The sequence below is a fragment of the Arthrobacter sp. 05T47 genome, from assembly GCF_056395825.1.
This window is the reverse complement of sequence record NZ_JBFTKG010000002.1, coordinates 335,299-353,371: the sequence shown is the minus strand read 5'-3', so window position 1 is coordinate 353,371 and position 18,073 is coordinate 335,299. Positions and strand designations below refer to the sequence as shown.

General features: G+C 68.2%; 14 protein-coding genes and 2 pseudogenes. 4 read left to right on the top strand and 12 right to left on the bottom strand.

The features are described from left to right. From AC1DEY_RS03750 to AC1DEY_RS03735, 4 genes and pseudogenes are all read right to left on the bottom strand, one after another. Positions 1-365, bottom strand: a pseudogene (locus AC1DEY_RS03750) (DUF427 domain-containing protein); the annotation flags it as partial. Positions 366-428: 63 nt separating this feature from the next. Next, positions 429-1,034 (bottom strand): TetR/AcrR family transcriptional regulator, encoded by a 606-nt coding sequence (locus AC1DEY_RS03745; RefSeq protein ID WP_441409731.1) that lies wholly within the window; start codon positions 1,032-1,034, stop codon positions 429-431. Between the two features lie 31 nt (positions 1,035-1,065). Then, positions 1,066-2,391: a phenylacetate--CoA ligase PaaK gene (gene paaK, locus AC1DEY_RS03740; RefSeq protein ID WP_476866811.1), complete on the bottom strand. Its 1,326-nt coding sequence runs from the start codon at positions 2,389-2,391 to the stop codon at positions 1,066-1,068. A 16-nt stretch (positions 2,392-2,407) separates the two neighbouring features. Next, positions 2,408-2,959, bottom strand: coding sequence for a hotdog fold thioesterase (locus AC1DEY_RS03735; RefSeq protein WP_476866810.1), 552 nt, complete (start codon positions 2,957-2,959; stop codon positions 2,408-2,410). A 91-nt stretch (positions 2,960-3,050) separates the two neighbouring features. Here AC1DEY_RS03735 and pta point away from each other — a divergent pair. From pta to AC1DEY_RS03720, 3 genes and pseudogenes are all read left to right on the top strand, one after another. Then, positions 3,051-5,022 (top strand): annotated as a pseudogene (gene pta, locus AC1DEY_RS03730) (phosphate acetyltransferase). Between the two features lie 8 nt (positions 5,023-5,030). Next, complete coding sequence (locus AC1DEY_RS03725) at positions 5,031-6,200, top strand: acetate kinase (RefSeq protein ID WP_476866809.1); 1,170 nt, start codon at positions 5,031-5,033, stop codon at positions 6,198-6,200. Between the two features lie 60 nt (positions 6,201-6,260). Beyond that, positions 6,261-6,824 (top strand): GNAT family N-acetyltransferase, encoded by a 564-nt coding sequence (locus AC1DEY_RS03720; RefSeq protein ID WP_476866808.1) that lies wholly within the window; start codon positions 6,261-6,263, stop codon positions 6,822-6,824. A 31-nt stretch (positions 6,825-6,855) separates the two neighbouring features. Here AC1DEY_RS03720 and AC1DEY_RS03715 read toward each other — a convergent pair whose 3' ends face one another. From AC1DEY_RS03715 to AC1DEY_RS03685, 7 genes are all read right to left on the bottom strand, one after another. Further along, on the bottom strand, positions 6,856-7,482 hold the full coding sequence (locus AC1DEY_RS03715) for a dihydrofolate reductase family protein (RefSeq protein WP_476866807.1): 627 nt from the start codon (positions 7,480-7,482) through the stop codon (positions 6,856-6,858). Positions 7,483-7,756: 274 nt separating this feature from the next. Further along, positions 7,757-10,315, bottom strand: coding sequence for a DNA polymerase III subunit gamma/tau domain-containing protein (locus AC1DEY_RS03710; RefSeq protein ID WP_476866806.1), 2,559 nt, complete (start codon positions 10,313-10,315; stop codon positions 7,757-7,759). A 7-nt stretch (positions 10,316-10,322) separates the two neighbouring features. Continuing rightward, entirely contained in the window at positions 10,323-11,090 is a 768-nt protein-coding gene (locus AC1DEY_RS03705) for a peptidoglycan-binding protein (protein WP_476866805.1), read from the bottom strand. Positions 11,091-11,472: 382 nt separating this feature from the next. Further along, entirely contained in the window at positions 11,473-11,913 is a 441-nt protein-coding gene (locus AC1DEY_RS03700) for a hypothetical protein (protein ID WP_476866804.1), read from the bottom strand. A gap of 313 nt (positions 11,914-12,226) precedes the next feature. Then, positions 12,227-14,455 carry a S9 family peptidase gene (locus AC1DEY_RS03695; RefSeq protein WP_476866803.1) on the bottom strand — a complete coding sequence of 743 codons (2,229 nt, stop codon included), beginning with the start codon at positions 14,453-14,455 and terminating at the stop codon, positions 12,227-12,229. A 27-nt stretch (positions 14,456-14,482) separates the two neighbouring features. Further along, positions 14,483-15,604: an LCP family protein gene (locus tag AC1DEY_RS03690; RefSeq protein WP_476866802.1), complete on the bottom strand. Its 1,122-nt coding sequence runs from the start codon at positions 15,602-15,604 to the stop codon at positions 14,483-14,485. A gap of 76 nt (positions 15,605-15,680) precedes the next feature. After that, positions 15,681-16,748 carry an LCP family protein gene (locus AC1DEY_RS03685; protein WP_476866801.1) on the bottom strand — a complete coding sequence of 356 codons (1,068 nt, stop codon included), beginning with the start codon at positions 16,746-16,748 and terminating at the stop codon, positions 15,681-15,683. 500 nt (positions 16,749-17,248) lie between these two features. Here AC1DEY_RS03685 and AC1DEY_RS03680 point away from each other — a divergent pair, with 500 nt between their 5' ends. Next, complete coding sequence (locus AC1DEY_RS03680) at positions 17,249-17,503, top strand: hypothetical protein (protein ID WP_476866800.1); 255 nt, start codon at positions 17,249-17,251, stop codon at positions 17,501-17,503. 84 nt (positions 17,504-17,587) lie between these two features. Here AC1DEY_RS03680 and AC1DEY_RS03675 read toward each other — a convergent pair whose 3' ends face one another. After that, positions 17,588-17,824, bottom strand: coding sequence for a hypothetical protein (locus tag AC1DEY_RS03675; RefSeq protein ID WP_476866799.1), 237 nt, complete (start codon positions 17,822-17,824; stop codon positions 17,588-17,590). Between the last annotated feature and the right edge of the window lie 249 nt (positions 17,825-18,073).

The following is an 18,073-nucleotide window of genomic DNA, read 5'->3' as shown; positions in this document are numbered from 1 at the left end:
GGCCGGAAGCCTGCCCGGGGGGCCGTTGCCGTCGCAGTAACGACGTCGAGTTCCTCGCCGGCGCAGGTGTGTTTGCCGAACTTCGTTCCGGGGTCCAGGGAGGTCCGTGCCTCGCCTTTCCGGAGGGCGAAGGCGTGCTCCTCCACCGCGGCCGCCGGGAGGGCCGGTGGGGCGAGTTCCGCCAGGAGTTCCTGCTCCGGCACGGCGAAGATGGGGGTGACCCGGTGCGGTTCCCAGACCAGCCAGGCCCGTGTCGTATCGACGAGGGGGGTCCCGTCCAGGCTCGCGCGGATCCTTTTGGCAGTGGGTTCGTAGCGCAGGTGGGGGAAAGCGCCAATAAGCACCTTCGATAATCTGGTGGCCATCCTCACAGCGTGGACCCGGGGSGCCGCGGCGTCAATGCGACTCCGTGGCGCCRCGGGCCAGGGTCAGCCGGGGACGTGGAGGCCGTGGAACGCCATGGTGATGACGTCGTCGGCCAGCTTCTCCGGGGAGAGCGAACCGCCGGGCTTGTACCATTCGACGATCGAGTTGATGGTGCCGAAMAGCAGGCGYGTRACCGTGCGGGGGTCGATGTCCTGGCGCAGCGAGCCCTCGTCCCGGGCCTCGGAGATCAGGGCGGCGACCTTGTGGTCGAAGGTGCGCCGGCGCTCCAGGGCGTTGCGYTCGATTTCGGTGTTTCCGCGCAGCCGCAGCAGCAGCGTSACGAACGGCAGGCGTTCCACCAGGACCGAGATGGTCTGGCGCACCACGAATTCCAGCCGGGCATCGGCCGAGCCGGTCTGCGCCTCGGGCCGGTCCAGGATGGCCTCAAGACCGCCGAGGGCGTGGTCCAGGGCGAGCTTGAGCAGATCGCCCTTGGACGGCACGTGGTGGTAGATCGCGGACTTGGAGATGCCCAGGTTCTCGGCGAGGATGCCCATCGAGGTGGCGTCGTAGCCGTGGCGGTTGAAGACGTCGACGGCGATCAGCAGGACCGATTGCTGGTCATAGCCGGGACGGCCGCGCTTGGTGGTGGGTGCTGTGGTGGGCATACTCGCTAGTTTCTCATGGTCAGGTGGTCACTCAGCCCTTGGGGCGCATGTCGTAGATCCGCCGCAGCTTGCCGTTGGACCGCTCCAGCGAGCCSGGGTCGACGACGTCCACKGCGCAGGAGGAACCGACATGGATCTTGATCTGCTGCTGCAGGACCTTGGCGGCGGCCGCCGCGCCCTCGACCGTGACGGCGTCGCGKCGCTCGATCTTGACGGTCATCTGGTCCATCCGCTGGCCCTCGGGCCGGGTCAGCTCCAGCTGGAAGTGCGGGCTSAGCTCCGGGATGCGCAGGGCGATCTCCTCGATCTGGGACGGGAACAGGTTCACGCCGCGCAGGATGATCATGTCGTCGCTGCGGCCGGTGATGCGGCCCATGCGGCGGTGCGAGGGGCGTGCGGTGCCCGGCAGCAGGCGGGTGAGGTCCTTGGTGCGGTACCGGATGATCGGCAGCGCTTCCTTGGTGAGCGAGGTGAAGACCAGCTCGCCCGGTTCGCCGTCGCCCAGCACAACCGAGGGGTCGAAAGCGTCGATGATCTCGGGCCGGAAGTGGTCCTCCCAGATGTGGCTGCCGTCCTGCGTTTCCACAGCTTCGCCGGCGACGCCCGGGCCCATGACCTCGGAGAGGCCGTAGATGTCGCAGGCCTTGATGTTCATGGTCACTTCGAGCTCGTGGCGCATTTCCTCGGTCCACGGCTCGGCGCCCAGGACCGCGTACTTCAGCGACGTGGAGGCCGGGTCGATGCCCTGCTTCATCATCGCGTCGGCRATGGTCARCAGGTACGTCGGRGTGGCCAGGATGGCGTCCGGCTTGAAGTCCTGGATCAGGGTGATCTGGCGYTCGGTCTGGCCGCCGGAGATCGGGATGACGGTGCAACCSAGGGCCTCCGCGCCGGCGTGGGCGCCCATGCCGCCGGTGAACAGGCCGTAGCCGTAGGCGTTGTGGACCTTCATGCCCGGMCGGACGCCGGAGGCGCGCAGCGAGCGGGCCACCAGCTTGGCCCAGTCGGCGAGGTCCTTCTTGGTGTAGCCCACCACGGTGGCGCGGCCGGTGGTGCCGGAGCTGGCGTGGATCCGGGCGACCTCGTGCTGCGGCACGGCGAACATGCCGAAGGGGTACTCGAGCCGCAGGTCCTCCTTGGTGGTGAAGGGGAACTTGGCGAGGTCCGAGAGTTCCCGCAGGTCTGTCGGGTGGACGCCGGCCTCGTCGAACTTGCGCTTGTACAGGGGAACGCGGTCATAGGCRTAGGCCACGGTGTGCTGCAGGCGGCTGAGCTGGAGCGCCTCGAGCTCGTCGCGGGAGATGGTTTCCTCGCGGTCCAGGACAGCATCAGTGGTGGCGGCAGTTTCTTGGATCATCTGTGGTTCCCTGCTTCTAKTTCTTGGAGATGGTGCGGCTGCGGCCGCGGAACTCGGCGATGAGTTCCCACGTGGGGGCGTCGGTGGCGGTATCGGTGGGGAGCTGGCCCGGGAGGGTGGCCGCGGGGGCCGCGCCTGCCGGTGCCGACAGCGGTGCCGCGGGTGTGGCCGCGCCGGGGTCGGCGGCATAGATCTGGATGTCGTACAGCCCGCTGCGTCCGGTGCTGGCGCGGCGGTTCGCGACGGCGGTCAGCATCTGTCCGCGGAAGGCGGGCTTCAGGAAATTGATGTCGACGCCGGCGGCAACGGTGATGGTGTCTGYGTTCATCCCGGCTGCGCCGGGCTGCGGGTTGGCCGGGTTGCAGGCCAGGGCGAAGGCTGTGTCACCGAAGGCGAAGATCATTCCGCCGTGGGCCATGCCGAAGCCGTTGAGCATTTCCTGCCGCAGCGTCATGCGGATCGTGGCATGCCCGTCGTCCAGTGCCAGGACTTCGATGCCCATCCATTCCGAGGCGTAGTCGTCTTTCAGGATGGGGTGGGTGACCCCGGAAACCGTCAGTTCAGCCATGCCTCGTTGCCTCCAGCTTTATTTACCGAATGTTCATTAGGTAATCCCATCTGGGTGCCCGCTGTCAAGGGGTGTAAGTATGCTGGGACACATGGCCAAAGGAATCTACGTCAGCGCGACCACCCCGGGCTCCGGCAAGTCCCTCATAGCGCTGGGCCTGGCGGACACCCTGCACCGGCACGCGGACCGGATCGGATTCTTCAAGCCTGTGGTGCATGGCAACGACGCCGCGGCGGACCCCATGGTGGCCCTGATGAAGGCCCGATTCGACCTCGAYGACGAGCGCTGCCGCGGCGGCCTGACGTTTGCCGAGGTCCGGGCGCTGCTGGCCGAGGGGAACAGGGCGGAGATCGATTCCCGGTGCGTGGAGATCTTCGCCGAGATGTCCCGCCACTGCGACGTGGTGATCGTGGAGGGAACGGACCTYACCGGCCAGGACGCCGCCGTCGARTTCGACCTCAACGCCCGCCTCGCGAACAACCTGGCGGCCCCCATCGTGGCCGTGGTGGGCGCGAAGGGGCTCACGGTCGCGGAGGCCGCCGACGCCGTCGAGGTTGCCCGCAAGGAACTGGCKGCGGAACGCTGCAGCCTCCTGGCGATCATGGTGAACCGKGCCGACCCGGAGAACGTGGACGGGATCGCAGCCGCCGTGAAGCCCGGCGCGTCCGGCCGCCCCGTGTACGTCTTCCCGGAGCTGGAGGACATCGCCCGGCCCACCACCGGSGAGGTGGCCTCGGCACTCGGGATCCGCCAGGTCGCCGGCCGGCCGGACATGGAACGCGACGTSCAYKCCATCAAGGTGGCGGCCATGAACGTGGCCAACTTCCTGCACGTGCTCGACGACGGCGCCCTGGTGATCGTCCCCGGCGACCGTGCSGACGTGATGGTCGCGTGCCTCGCGTCCTCCTTCTCGCCGGAGTTCCCGGTGCCGTCGGCGCTCATCCTCACCGGYGGCCTCSGCCGTGGGSCTGTGGGCYAAACGSGTGGACGARGCSGAGCTGSTGGAGCGGCTGCACCTGCCRCGGCYGGAGCGGATGACGCCGCTGCGGTTCCTGCACGACCTCRTYGAGCGGGCCCGGCTGCAGCGCCGGCACATCGTYCTSCCSGAGGGRAACGACRTKCGGATCCTKCGGGCCGCCGARATCCTGCACCGGCGGGACGTCTGCGACCTCACCATCCTGGGCAATGAGTCCTCGGTCCGGGAGCTGGCGTCCACCCAGGGCATCGACCTCTCCGGCATSAACATCGTTGACCCCRCGACGTCGGAGCTGCGCCAGCAGTTTGCCSAGAAGTACGCGGAGCTGCGGGCGCACAAGGGMGTGGACCTGGCCCGGGCATTGGAAGTCATGCTCGATGGCAGCTACTTCGGCACCATGATGGTCCAGCTGGGCGTCGTGGACGGCATGGTCTCCGGGGCGGCGCACACGACGGCACACACRATCAGGCCGGCCCTGGAGTTCGTCAAGACCCGGGACGGCGTGAAAATCGTTTCCTCGGTGTTCCTGATGCTGATGCCGGACCGGGTGCTGGTCTACGGCGACTGTGCGGTCAATCCGGACCCGAACGCCGAGCAGCTGGCGGAYATCGCGCTGGCCTCGGCCGAGACGGCCCATCAGTTCGGCGTGGAGCCGCGGGTCGCCATGCTGTCCTATTCCACCGGGGGGTCCGGCACCGGGGAAGCGGTGGACAAAGTGCGGCAGGCCACCGAAGTTGTGAAGACACTCCGGCCGGACCTCGCCGTCGAAGGCCCCATCCAGTACGACGCCGCCGTGGACGCCGCGATCGCCGCGTCCAAGATGCCGGGCTCGTCCGTGGCCGGGCAGGCGACCGTGTTCATCTTCCCGGACCTGAACACCGGCAACAACACCTACAAGGCAGTCCAGCAGTCCTCGGGTGCTGTCGCCGTCGGGCCGGTGCTGCAGGGCCTGCGCAAACCGGTCAATGACCTCTCGCGCGGCTGCACGGTGGAGGACATCGTCAACACCGTGGCCATCACCGCCATCCAGGCCCAGTCGGCGGAGGACCAGCCGGCATCCGAACAGCCCGTCGAAGCCAAGGCTTAGGAGGCCCCATGCTTGTGCTCGTCATCAACTCCGGCTCGTCCTCGCTCAAGTACCAGGTGCGCGATGTCGAGGCCGGCAGCGTGCTCACCGAAGGCCTGGTCGAAAAGATCGGCATGGGGACCGGYGGTGAGGGCGACGGCCAGCCCGAGGGCCCSCGCGACCACGCSGAGGCGCTGGAACAGGTGGACGCGGCCATCCACGCAGCGCTGGGGGACCGGGTGCTCGACGCCGTGGGCCACCGGGTGGTGCACGGCGGGGAGCGCTTCGCCGAGCCGGTGCTGGTCAACAACGAGATCACCCGGGCCATTGAACGGCTGAACCCSCTCGCGCCGCTGCACAACCCCGCCAACGTCCTGGGCATCCGCGCGATCGCGAAGAAGTGGCCCGAGCTGCCGCAGGTGGCCGTGTTCGAYACCGCCTTCCACCGCACCCTGCCCGAGCACGCCTGGCGTTATGCGGTGCCGGAGGAGCTCTACACGAACCACGGGATCCGCCGCTACGGCTTCCACGGCACCTCGCACGAATACGTTTCGCACCGGGCGGCGGCACTGCTGGATGTTCCGGTGGAGGAGTTCGACGCCGTGATCGCCCACCTGGGGAACGGTGCCTCGGTCACGGCGATTCGCGGCGGCCAGTCCATCGACACCTCCATGGGATTCACGCCCCTGGAGGGTCTGGTCATGGGCACGCGTTCCGGCGACCTCGATCCGTCCATCCTGGTGTTCCTGGGCCGGACCGGCTGGTCTCCCGAGGACCTGGATTCGATGCTGAACCGGCAGTCCGGGCTCAAGGGCCTGGCCGGGAACAACGACATGCGCTCGGTGGTGGAGGCCGCCGAGGAGGGGGACGCCAAAGCGGCGATGGCCCTGGCGGTCGCGTCCTACCGGCTCGCGAAGTACATCGGCGGCTACCACGTGGCCGTGGGCGGCGCGAAGGCCCTCGTGTTCACGGCCGGGATTGGCGAGAACTCGCACCAGTTCCGCGCCCTGGTGGCGCAGCGGCTCGGTGCCCTCGGCGTCGAGCTCGACGCGGGGCTGAACCGGGAGCGGTCCAGGGAACCCCGGGTCATTTCCACGCCGACGTCGGCCCTGCCCGTCCTGGTGGTCCCCACCGACGAGGAGCGGGCCATCGCCGAGGCGACCGCCGCCGTCGTCGCCCGGGCATCGGTTGCCCCCTAACGGCCCTTCTGGCGGCCCAAAACGGCGCGCATGGAGCAATCGATGGGTAGCGTTGGGGGCATGACCGAACCCAAACCCCTTCCCCCGCTGCCCCTCCGCACCGAACGACTGGTGCTGCGGCGCTTCGAAGCCTCSGACCTCGATGCCTTCCACGCCTACCACTCGCTGCCCGAAACSGCCCGMTTCCTGCCTGGGGAAGCGAAGAGCTACACCAAGTCCATGGAAACCGTGGGACGGTACGCCAACTTCGAGTTCGAGAAGGAGGGCGACTGGGTGGCCCTGGCCATCGAGGCCGCGGACTCGCCCGGGCTGCTCGGCGAGGTGGTGCTGAAGTGGCTGGAGGGCAGCGGGCAGGCCGAGATCGGCTGGAGCCTGGCCCCGGAGGCGCGCGGAAAAGGGTACGCAGCGGAGGCCGCCGCGGCGATCCTCAAGCTCGGCTTTGAGGACCTGGGCTTCCACCGCATCGACGCCAAGCTCGATGCCCTCAATACCGCCTCGGCCGCGCTCTGTGAACGGCTCGGGATGCGGCTGGAATCACGGCAGGTGGACAAGTGGCACTACAAGGGCGAATGGGCCACGGAAGTGGTGTACGCCCTCATCGCGGACGAATGGAAGGCCCGGTAACCGGCCGCACCGGCCCGGAGACTCGACAGACTTAGCCGCGGGAGGAACCCGGGTCATAGGTCCCGTACGTCGGCTGCCCCGCCGACTCGTACACAAGAATCGCGAGACCGCCCGGCGTCGCCTCGGTGCGGACCAGGCGCAGGCCCGCCGGGGCGCCGCCCGCCGGAAACAGCCGCCTGCCGTGGCCCACCACCACCGGGGCGACCACCAGCCGCAGTTCGTCGATCAGCCCGGTGCCCAGCAGCGACTGGGCCAGCCGGGCACTCCCGTGGATCTGCAGCTCCCTGCCGGGCTGCCGTTTCAACTCAGCGACCTGTGCGGGGACATCCCCTGACAGGATGGTCGTCGGTGCCCAACCGGCCTCCGCCAGGCTGTGCGAGGCCACATACTTCGGCAACCCGTTCATCTTCCCGGCGAACGGATCATCCGGGTCTGTGATTCTGGGCCAGTCCCTCGCGAAGTTGACGTAAGTCCGGCGGCCGAACAGTAACGCATCCGCCGCACCGAGCCAGTCCGCCGCCCGCTGGATGAAATCCCCGTCCAGGTAGGGGACGAACCAGCCTCCTTGTGAGAAGCCGTCGCTGGTGTCCTCCTCAGGCGATCCGGGGCCCTGCGCCACGCCGTCCAATGTGAGGAACTCCGTCAGCGTCAGTCTCATCGTGTTGCCTCTCCCTGTTGGGGGCCGGTCCCCAACAACCTGGCCCGGCCTGCGCCTGGAATCACTGCAGGTCGAAAAATGGCACACCAAAGGGCGAATGGGCCACGGAAACGGTGTACACCATTCCCGGGGGTGAACGGAAGGCCCGCTGTCCCGCGTCCCAGAGCGGGCGCCGCGGGAACGCCGATCTGAGGTAGCGCCGATGTGACGCAGATGGCCGGAATGAGGTCTTTATTCCGGCCATCTGCGCCCGATCGCCGTTCGGGTCCCCGCGCTAGGGAGCCGGGGCCGGCGGGGTGGTCGCCGCGGGAACCGGCGTGGCAGTCCCCGCGGCCGGTGYCGTGGAGCCGGCCGGTGCCGTGGGCTGCCCTGCCGGCGTCGTGGCGCCCGAGCCGGTGCCTTCACCGGACGACGCCGTACCGCCGGCCGGCGCGGTCTGCCCGGCGCCGTCGGACGGCGCGGTCGTGCCGGAAGTCCCCGTGGCACCGCTGCCTCCCTGCGACGGCGCCTGCGTGGCGCCGGGGGAGGCGGTGCTGGCGGCCCCGGACGACGCACCCGGAGTGGCTTCGGACGACGCACCCGGAGTGGCGCCGGATGTTGCCGCCGGTGTCGGGCCCGCTCCGGAGGACCCGGCCGGTGTGGCGCTGGGATCGGCCTTGATGAGCGCCATGATCTGATCCCTGTACGCGCTGAGCCGGCCCTGGATCTCCGAGAGCGGCTGGTTCCGCAGATCCTTGCCGTAGGCGGCGATCTCCTGCCACAGCGCGTTGAGCCTGGCCGTGCCGTCGCTGCTCAGGGGCCCGTCGAGGGTGAGTACCAGTTGGCTGGCCAGGGCGTAGGTCAGGCACCGGAGGCAGTTGTAGTTGGCCGAAGCGGAGAGGTTTTCCGGGACGATTACATTGGTTTGGCCCACGATCAGGACCACCTGGAAGCCCACCGCCACGGCGGCGCAGTCCGCGCAGCTGGCAAAGGCGTAGGCCTCATTCCTGGTGTCCACGGTCCCGCCGTCGTCCGCCCAGACCAGGGCGAAGGCAACGTCGTAGACCACGGAACCGTCGGTGGTGTTGACCGCGAGGGACTGGTTGCCGTCGCCGTCGGGGGCGGCTGGCCTGTCGAAGGGAAACACCCAGGAAGGGGCAGTCGGCGCCACGGCGCCGGTCGTGCCAGGCGTGTCGGCCGCCCGGGGCACCAGGACCATGCTCAGCTGCGGCTCGTCGCGGGTGGGTTTCCGGGCGCCCTCCGGCCACAGGGCAACGGTCCGTCCCGGCCGGCCCTCTGCCATCCGGGCCGTGGACGCGGCCGGGAAGACCACCGTCGTGGCGTCTGCCAGGGTGCCGCGCTCGTAGGACTGGATCGGCCGGTAAGTGTCGGCGCCGGGCCACCAGGCCCAGGCGAGACCGGCCGCCACAGCCGCGACCGCAACGATTGCGGTAGCGCGCTGCAAAGCCTTGCCGCGGGTCTTCTGCCACAGCCCGGTGGCCAGCTGGCGGACCAGGCGCAGCAGAATGTAGAAGACGCCCAGCACCGGCAGTGCCAAACAGGCGATCGCGAGCACCCGCACGGCGGCGTCGGCGAAGTCGCCGGCGCCAATGCTGTGGGAGAGCATGGCCTGCTGCTTGAGGCCGTTGTCCCAGGCGGTGCCCAGCACGCGCGGCAGGGTCAGCACCATGGTGGCCATGCTGAAGAGCAGCAGGGGTACCGTGACCAGCACCCAAACGGTGACCACGGCCCGCGCCCACGGTTTCAGGAGCCTGGCTTCGGGGGCTGTCTTTCGCCAGGGCACCAGTGCCAGCAGGGTGGGTTTGATGCGCTGGAACAGGTCCGGGACACCGGTGGCGTCGGCCAGGATGTGATAGCCGTCAAACCGGACCAGCGGCATCAACTGCCGGACCATCTGCAGGATCTGGGTAACCACCACCAGCAGCAGTGCATCGAAGCCGGTGGCCCACCAGATGCCCATGATCGCGACGGCCACGATCGCGTTGAAGTACAGCCCGCCAAGATCGGTGCGCAGGCGGCCGCCCCGCCCCAGCCGGTAGGAATCGGTGACATCGGTGTAGAAGGCCGGCCACATCAGGTACAGGCCGGTGCCCATCGCGCCGGGTGTGGCTCCGCCGCGACGGGCGGCGGCGGCGTGGCCGAACTCATGGAACCCGGCCGAGAGCACCGTGACCAGCAGGATCAGAAGCACCAGTCCGGGGTTGGCGAACGCTTCATGCGTGGCGGAGGCCAACCCCTTGACCATCAAAACCCACCAGCACGTGGCCAGGAACGCGGCGGTCACAGCCACCACAATCAAGGGGTTGAACAACCTGGCGAACGGCGCCGTGAGCTTCCGGGTACGGTCCGGATCGGTCACCGAGTAGCGGAAACGCATCCCCAGCAGCGGATTCGATTTCTTCACCGCGGGCTCGGACCCGTCCGCCAGCCGCAGAAGGCCCAGGGGGAGCAGCTGGGAGCTGATCAGCGTCCTGACGTTCCCGGCACTTACCAGCCGTCCGAAGCTGTTGCTCACATGCCCGGCGATTTCTTCGGCGCCCCGCCGGCCGTCGATCGCCTCAAGCACCAGGTACAGCAGCCGGGTGAGCTGGATGGTCTGGCCGTCGGCGCGGCGCACCAGGGACGGCGGCTCCTTGTAGCCGGATCCCTTCGCCTCGCCGATCAGCTGGACGCCGGTGGCCAGCACCGGAACGTCCTGCACCGGAACGTCGTGAATRCTGACGGCAACGTTCGACGCCGGGCCGGCAGCTTCGGCGGCTGTGCCGACTCCGCTGGCGGCGGGCGGGACCGGAGGGCCGTCCTGCCCGGACGGCCCTCCGTGCGCACTGATCATCTGGGTGTTACTGCTTCAGGCCGGACTGCTGGTCAGCCGACGCCGTGGCATCGCCATGGATGTCCTGGTTGATGATGGCATCCTGGTGGGCGACGGCGAACGCGTTGCTGTCGATTGAGCCGATGTTGGCGCCGACGGCGGCGTCGATCGGTGCAGCCACGTTGGCGTTGGCGGCCACCGCACCGTTGATGGGCGCGGCGATGCCCGCATTGGCGTCCAGGTTCACGTCGACGTTGAGCAGGTTGCCGTTCAGGGCGCCGGCTCCGGCGGCAGCACCGGCTGCATCGGTGGGCAGCGCGCCGCCCAGGTCCGGGGCCGTGCCGCCGGGCAGGATGCCGCCGTCGGTAAGGGGGCCGGAAGCCGGGGCCGTACCCGCGGCGGCGGGCGCGGCGGTGGACGCTGCGCCGGGATCCGATGCAGCTGCGGCATCCGTGCCGGTGCCCTGGTCAATGACACTGTCCTGGGTGGAATCTGCTGTGGCGTCTCCAGTGACGCCCTGGTTGATGATGGTCCCCTGATCGGCGAGCGCCTGTGATTCGGACCCAAAGGAGAGAACGTTTGCCGACGCAGCCGCGTCAATCGGGGCAGCAACGTTGGCGTTGGCCGCGATGCCGAGGTCGATCGGCGCGGCGGCGCTGATGCCCAGGTTCAGGTCTGCGTTCAGGTCCAGGACGGAGGCGACCTCCTTGTCCGGGAGGGCCGTGCCGCCCTGCGCCATCAGCTCATCATCGGTCAACGGGGTCATTCCCTGCTCAACGCCCACAATAAACTCCATCTCCGGCACCCTGTGCCCGGTAAAAGCCTTCAAACGCCCCGCCCCCAGCGGACGGGTTCCACGTCGAATGCCCATCATGCCAGTAAATAGTAAGCATGATGACCAATTTTTCGGTAGAGGGCTCCCAGATGATCCGGGATGCGCCGCCACACCGCGTCCGCCCCCCTCCCGCCTCGAAGCCGCGTCCGCACCGATTCGACAAACTTGGCCGCCAAGAGGGTCTCATAGCGGCCATCCCTGTCGAATCGGTGAGGCGAATGGGTGAACGGGCGAGCCACCCGGCCACCCGGCGACCCGGCGACCCGGCGCGCCCGCGCGCTACTTCAGCGGGCTCCCGGCAGCAGTTCGGTGGGCGTCATCGCCGCAGCTCATCGCTTCGGGATCACCGTAGGCCAGGACCCCGCTTCTCCCTGGACAACCCGATCCCTATGACGATGATGACCGTCGTCGCCAGCAAGGGCGCAATGAATGTGGCGCTGTAGACCCCAAAGCCAAAGGCGACGATGAAAGACACCATGAGTGCGCATGAGCTCCAGCCCAGCAGCAAGACGGGCGCCGCGCGGAGCCGTTCGCGCCGCTTGACCAGGAGCAAGATAGCGGAGGCGAGCGTGCCGATCGCGGCCATCAGGAATAGGAAAGGAGCGAAGCCGGCCCCAACTGAGATGCCGGTGAGGAACAGCATGAAGAGCCAGACTCCCAACACGATCGCCACAATACTCGAGGCGACCCGGTAGTCGGAGGACCTGGGCTCCGTGGGGCCGGCAGGAACCCATTGGCCTGCCGGCGTGAACTGCTGTGCGGACGGGTAGGGAACGTACTGCATCTGCTGGTGGTTCGGCTGCTGACCGTACCCTGGCGGTGCATAAGGCGGGGCAAATGGCTGCGGCGCCGGCTGCTGACCGTACCCTGGCGGTGCGTAAGGCGGTGCGTAAGGCTGCGGCGCCGGCTGCCCATACCCCGCCGGTGGCTGGACTGGGTTCTGCGGTGCCGGTGGTGCCGGCGGGACCGGCGGTATGTTCTCAGTCAATGGTGCCCCCATGGTCATCGATCCGGTCGCCACAGGCTACACCAGGCCCTCGTCGGGAAACAGGCCACCATTGTGCGCCGTGAGGACCGGACGAGGACAGGGAACCGTTTTACTTCAGCCCGGCTCCGGGCAGCAGCTCGGTGGCGCCCACGGAATCGGCGACGAACGCGTAGTCCCAGGCCCGTTCACGCCACTGCACGTAACGGCCCGAGGCGCCGCCGTGGCCGCCCTCCATCTCGATCTTCAGGACGATCGGGTCGCTGCCGGTGTTCACCTCGCGCAGCCGCTGCACCCATTTGGCCGGCTCCACATAGAGCACCCGGGTGTCGTTGAAGCTGGTGACCGCGGCGATCTTCGGATAGGCCACGGCACGGACGTTCTCGTACGGCGTGTAGGACTTCATGTACGCATAGACCTCAGGGTCCGTGATCGGGTTGCCCCACTCCTCCCACTCCAGTGCGGAGAGCGGCAGTTCGGGGTCCAGGATGGTGGTCAGCGCGTCCACGAACGGAACGGCCGCAACAATTGCCGCGTACTTTTCCGGTGCCAGGTTGGCGACGGCGCCCATCAGCAGGCCGCCGGCGGAGCCGCCCATGGCCGCGATCCGGTCCGGGGCCACCCAGCCGGATCCCGCGAGCCAGTCCGTGGCCGCGATGAAGTCGGTGAAGGTGTTCTTCTTGTGCAGTTTCTTGCCGTCGTCGTACCAGTGCCGGCCCAGCTCGCCGCCGCCGCGGATGTGGGCGATCACGAACACGATGCCGCGGTCCAGCAGGGACAGCCGGGGGATCCCGAAGCCCGGATCCATGCTCATCTCGTAGGAGCCGTACCCGTACACCAGGCCGGCCGCCGTCGAATCCTGCCGGACGGAGGCGTGCCGCAGCACTGAGAGCGGAACCTTCGTGCCGTCCGCGGCGGTGGCCCACTCCCGGGTGGCGACGTAGTCCGACGGCGAGTAGCCGCCCAGCACCGGGCTCTCCTTGCGCAGCAGGAGTTCACCGGCCGGACGTTCCGGGGTGGGSAGCACRAAGTCGTAGACCCGGGACGGGGTGAAGTAGGAGGTGTAGCCCATCCGGATTACCGGGGCCTCGTAGTCGGAGCCCGCGACGCCGGCAGTGTAGAGCTCCTCGTCGAACGCGGGTTCCACTGCGGCGCCTTGCTCCGCGGTGCCGAGGCCGGCCAGGGGCAGGACCTGGACGCGTTCGATGGTGTCCTTGCGGATGGAGACCACCGCGTGGGTGGAGGTGACTCCGGCGCCGTTGACCCGGACCTGGTCGGAATGGGCGATGACGGTGTCCCAGTGCTGCTCGGCGATCGGCTTGTCGAGTTCGGCCGGGTCCACCAGCGAGACCATGGAATTGATGGCGTCCTTGTTGTGGGTCAGCAGGACCCGTTCCCGGCCAGCGATAGAGCCAGTGCCCTCGGCGTCCGCCAGCAGGAACGGTTCGGCCTCGTACAGGATGCGCTCATCGCGGGAGATCACGGTGCGCAGGCCGGCGTCGGGGTCATCGAAGCGCAGCAGGCGGGTTTCGCTGAACTCAGAGCAGCCGATGCTGAGCACCAGATGGCGCCGGTCGGCCGAGAGCTCGAAGCCGAGCCACATGGCGACGTCGTCCTCCTGGAAGATGACCCCGTCCTCGCTGACGGGTGTGCCCAACACATGGGACTTCACCTGGTACGGGCGCCAAGAGTCGTCCACCACGGTGTAGAAGATCCGGCTGCCGTCGGGGGAGAAGGAGATGCCGTAGAAAACGTTCTCGATCACGTCCGGGAGCAGTTCGCCGGTGCGCAGGTCTTTGATGCGGAGCGTGAAGCGCTCGTCGCCGGCGTTGTCCACGGCGTAGGCGTAGAGCGTGCCGTCGATGGTCGTGGCGGCCCCGCCCACGGCGAAGAACGGCTTGCCCTCGGCCTCGAGGTTGCCATCGAGCAAGACCTCCTCGCCGGGGATGGCGACGCCGGCCTCGACGGCCGGGGGAGTCCAGTCCGCGACGCGGTCCGCGGTTTCCTGGCCGCGGACGCGGCAGTGGATGCCGTACTCCTTGCCCTCGACCGATCGGGTGTAGTACCACCAGCCGTCCTTGCGGTTCGGGACGGAGAGGTCTGTTTCCTGCGTGCGGCCCTTGATTTCCTGGAAGATGGACTCGCGCAGCGTTTCCTGGTGCGCGGTCACGGCCTCCTGGTAGGTGTTCTCCGCCTTGAGCAGGTCCACGACCTCCGCGGATTCCTTGTCCCGCAGCCATTCGTAGTTGTCCTCGAACGCGTCGCCGTGGTGGGTGCGCACCGAGGGAACTTTCCGGGCGACGGGGGGCTGCGGGGAGGGCTGCGCGGGAGTCTGGGTCATGGACCCAATCTACCCAAAAGCGGCGCCTCAATTGCCGTTCTGCAGATTGTTGGCCGCCACGTACCCGGCGAGCGTTCCCGAGCCCAGCGCGGCGGAGACCGCGGCGGTTGCGGCCGGGGCCTGCAGGACAATCGACTGGCCGTCCCGGCTGAACCCGGTGCCGGCGGTCGGCAGTGTGAAGAAGGCGCCGCGGCCGGGGGCTGTGCTGCGGAGGCTGAGGGCGAGGTTTTCCAGCGACGCCAGGGTGAAGCTCGCGTCCAGTGTCACGTGCGGCAGCACCGTGGTGACGAGTTTCCGGACGGTGGCGTGGTCCGCCAGCGCGCCTTCGGAGGACAGCTTGGCGATGACGGCTTTCAGGAAGGTCTGCTGGTTCCGGACCCGCTGGTAGTCGCCGTCGGCGAAGGCGTGGCGCTCGCGGACGAAGGCCAGGGCCTGCACCCCGTTGAGCCGGTGGACGCCCGCCGGAAAATGCACCCTGTCATCCACCGTGCCGGTGAACGGCTGCTTGATGTCGACGTCGACTCCGCCGAGCGCGTCGGTCAGAGCCGCGAACCCCTGAAAATCGAGCATCACCGTGTGGTCGATGCGCTGGCCCAGGAGCGCGCCCACCGTCTGCGCCATCAGCGGCAGGCCGCCGAGGGACAGAGCCGAGTTGATCTTCGCCTGGCCGTGGCCGGGGATGTCCACCCACAGGTCCCGCATGATCGAGATGCCATAGACGCTTTGCCGGTCCGCAGGGAGGTGGATCAGCACCAGGGCGTCCGCACGCTGGTCGGAGACGCTCCCGGCGGCCGCCGCCGCACGCTGGTTGTCCCGGCTGTCGCTGCCGACCAGCAGGATGTTAAGCGCGACGGCGGGTGGTTCCGGCGTGGGAGTGGGGCTGGGCGGCGTCGAGGGCGTGGGTGCAGTCGACGGCGCGTGGCTGGCCGCCGCCGCGGGCGCGGCAGCCGGGGCGGCGGTTCCCGCCGGTACTGGGTCCGCGGGCCGCGGCCGGGAGAGGACATAGGCCGAGGCCCCGACGGCGACAGCGACGGCGAGCAGCGCCGCCAGGAACAGGATTATGCGACGTCGACGGCCGTGCGCAGGAGCCGGGGGAGGGGGCGGGGACGCCGCGGAAGCCGCGGCTGCTGGCTCCGGAGCGTTCCCCATGAACGGACGCTACCACCACTGCCCGCCCCGGAGGATGGGTCCAAGGGCCCGCTCCGGGGCGCACACGTGGCGGGAATCAGTTCCCGTTCTCGAACTTGTTCGCCGCGACGTACTCGCCGAGGGAGTCCGAGGCCATGGCTGCGGAGATGGCCTGGATTGCGGCGGGGTCGGTCAGCACGATCGACTGGCCGTCCGTGGACGTTCCGATCCCGCCGGTCGGCAGCGTGAACATCAGCGTGTTCTGCGCCCGGATGTCCTTGAGTTCGAGCGCCAGCCCTGCCACGGCTCCCGAGTCCAGGGTCTTGTCGACCGTGACGAACGGCGAGACGGCGCCCACCATGTTGTTGATTGTGATCGGGTTGCTCAGCGTCTGGCCGGCGATCGACTTCTTGATGATGGCCCGGAGGAACTCCTGCTGGTTGCGGACCCGCTGGTAGTCGCCGTCGGCGTAGGCGTGGCGTTCGCGCACGAAGGCCAGGGCCTCGGTGCCGTTGAAGGTGTGCTGGCCCGGGGCGAAGGACTGGCCCGGCAGCGCGGTCGAGGTGAACGGCAGCTTGAGGTTCACGCTCACCCCGCCCAGCGCGTCCGTGAGGCCCTTGAAGCCCTCGAAGTCGATCATGGCCACGTGATCGATGCGCTGCTGGAAGATCGACTCGACGGTCTGCACCATCAGGGGTGTGCCGCCCAGGGCCAGCGCCGCGTTGATCTTCGCTTCGCCGTGYCCGGGGATGTCCACCCAGAGGTCACGCATGATGGACATGGTGTAGATGTTCTTGCGGTCCGCCGGGATGTGCATCAGCATCAGCGTGTCCGCCCGCTGGYTCGTGGGCGTGCCGGCCGCCGAGTCSGYCTCGGTGGCGCCGCGGCTGTCGCTGCCCATCACCAGGATGTTCATCGCCGTGCCCGTTTTCTTCGGGCGGGTGGACTCGTCCGGGAAAGCCTGGTCAATCTTGCTGGAACCGGAGTCGAAGGTGTGCGCGAGGTTGAAGAGGTAACCGCCGGCAACAACCGCAACAAGCGCCACCACCACGGCGACGGCGATCAGCACCGTGCGGCCCCGACGCTTCTGCACGGGCCGCGATGGCCGGCGCTCGCGGAATTCCGTCCCGCGGACGTCGTCTGGGCTGTCGAAGGGGTTTGTCATGAGTTCCTCTACGTCGGCCGGGCCTGGTTGCCCGGTATCTAGGTGTCAGTATTTAGGCTGGCCACACCGGGGTTTTAGGCGCGAAACGCAGCACGGACGGGATGGTCGGCGCTGGCGTGTCCTGCATCCGGTGGCACAGATCCTCGCCACGGCGTTAGGGGGGCCGCAATGTCGCTCTCCGTTGCGTCCTGGACAAATGCCAAGTGCCGGAAGGTCGTCGTAGGGCCTCCTTTACAATACACCGGGCCCGCCGATCAACACTTTTCGGCGAACACACCGGCACATAACGCGAGGTTTCCCGGATATGAAGCGCACTGTTGCCTGCATCACACTCTCTGCCTAGGCTGGGATGCGGTCGCAGCGTCGCGGCCAAACCGGCCGCAGCGTCGCGGCCAAGCGGTACATGCACGAACAGGGGAATCGTTTTGAACCACAAACTCCGGGTTCTTGTCAGGCTTGACCTCGATTGCGGTCAGGCGGAAGTAGCAGCACAGGGACATGTGACGGCGCAGAGCCTCCAGGCCCTTTACGTGGTGGTCAAGCGGGCAAACCACCTGAAAGAAGGACTCCACCTCGTCCTGGATGTCAGCCACGCTGTCGTGGAGCCGGCAGCCATGGAGCAGCTGCGGGAATGCTCGGCCTCGCACCACCTGCCGGCAGCCATTGACCCGTTTCAGTCAGAATGCCAGCTCAGTATCGTGGCGCCGCTGGAAACGGCTGCGGTTCCCCGGGTCCGTCGGCTGGCGGCGGCGTAGGATCCATGTCACGCGTCCCGCAGGTGACGCCCGCATCGGTTGTCGTCAAGCAATGTTGTGACCCTTAGTTGCCCGGGCTCGTGCCTATCTGTGAGCCGCCGGATCTTCGCGCCGTTCGAGTGTCTGCCCGTAGGGGACATCCCTGCTGACGGCGACGGTGTAGGTGGTGTATCCGTGCTGGGTCACGAGGATGCCGTGGCGGCAATCCTTCATGGCGTGTTCGCGGGCGATCTCTTCGGCGGCGTTCAGGTCGTTCTCGACGGTGTCCGGGTCGTGGGCGGTGACTTCCAGGACGACATCTGAGTGGCGCTTGATCATCATGGTCTCTTTCTCGGCGGGATGTGCCGGGACTCTCGGCGGTGCGGGCTTCCGGGGCCGGTGCAGCCGGCGAGGCGGAAGCGGTGGTTCGAGAGGGGGTGCCCGGCATTCTCTGATGGGGCGGCAGGCCGGCCGAAGTGTCTGGCGGGCTGGATCGGCGGAAGGAATATCCTGCGGATCTGTAGTCAGTCTGGAGGATAGTCGGGGCAGGCGCAAGACAAAGGCCGAAAAATWGTCAGTGCCAGTGCCAGT

Excerpts from the sequence above, each read along its gene's own strand:
- AC1DEY_RS03705 (WP_476866805.1), bottom strand. The coding sequence starts at position 11,090 with ATGGAGTTTATTGTGGGCGTTGAGCAGGGAATGACCCCGTTGACCGAT.
- AC1DEY_RS03690 (WP_476866802.1), bottom strand. The coding sequence starts at position 15,604 with ATGGGGAACGCTCCGGAGCCAGCAGCCGCGGCTTCCGCGGCGTCCCCG.
- AC1DEY_RS03715 (WP_476866807.1), bottom strand. The coding sequence starts at position 7,482 with ATGAGACTGACGCTGACGGAGTTCCTCACATTGGACGGCGTGGCGCAG.
- AC1DEY_RS03675 (WP_476866799.1), bottom strand. The coding sequence starts at position 17,824 with ATGATGATCAAGCGCCACTCAGATGTCGTCCTGGAAGTCACCGCCCAC.
- AC1DEY_RS03700 (WP_476866804.1), bottom strand. The coding sequence starts at position 11,913 with ATGCAGTACGTTCCCTACCCGTCCGCACAGCAGTTCACGCCGGCAGGC.